Raw genomic sequence first — 903 nt, 5'->3', positions numbered from 1 at the left:
CCGCCCACGGAGCTCGGCGGTGGTGCGGCGCCGGAGTGTCGAGAGCATTTTGTTGGCGAGCTGGACGACGTGGAAGTGGTCGACCACGACGATGGCGTTGGGCAGGCCGGTGCGAATCGCGGCGCGGTAAGTGGACGACATGTCGATGGCGACGTGGGTGATGCTCTCGCGCCAGGTCAACGGTGTGGTGGACAGCCAGGCCAGGACATCGGCGACGGCGCGGCCCTCGACCTGGCCGAGCAGCCCGCCATGGCCCAGTGCGTCGACGAACCCGGTGTGCCACCGATCCCGGCTCAGGTGCCACTTGCCGGACTCGGGGTCTTGCTCCCACTTCGTCTTGCCCCGCCGGGTCTCGTCGACACCCAGCACGTTGACCTCGGGCAGCGGCGCATCGATGACTTCGCGGGCCGATGTACGCAAGGCACGCATAACCGTTGGCCAGGACAGATGCAGGTCGCGGGCGGCCTGGATGACTGTGGAGCCTGCATCGCGCACCCGGCGCCCGGCGGCCTCGCGCAGCCGGGCGGTGATCCGCGCCCCGGCCGGTATCTGGGCAACGCTCTCGGTGAACGACTTCCTCGGGCATTTCGGCTCGCGGCACCACCAGCGGCGTGCCACAACAACACCAGCCCGCGCTCTCCATAGGAAAGATCTCGAGGACGAGTCCGGGCTGTGCCCTTCACTTTCCAGGCGAAGACCCCGCACTCCGGACAGGCGCGAGCCGCTGCCTCCGTCGTGGCCAGATGCACCCGGCGGGTGCCGTCCTCAAGCCGCTCGACCCGTATGACGGAGACCCCGTCGAGGTCGAGCAGCAACGTCGTATCGTTGACCACGCCCGTGGCTCCCACATGATCGTTCTGCCTAGAGAACAGAAATGATCACTTAGGACCACGGGCTCCTTGC

At 67.7% G+C, this 903-nt stretch carries 1 protein-coding gene; it reads right to left on the bottom strand.

The genetic code is table 11. The features are described from left to right. On the bottom strand, window positions 1–618 hold a 618-nt coding region (locus LCE31_RS39950; protein ID WP_225023218.1), incomplete at its 3' end, for a transposase. Window positions 619–903: the final 285 nt, after the last annotated feature.

It is taken from the genome of Streptomyces sp. 8L (assembly GCF_020176795.1).
GTDB lineage: Bacteria > Actinomycetota > Actinomycetes > Streptomycetales > Streptomycetaceae > Streptomyces.
Note: the sequence above shows the minus strand (reverse complement) of the source record. Positions and strands in the feature narration are given on the sequence as shown.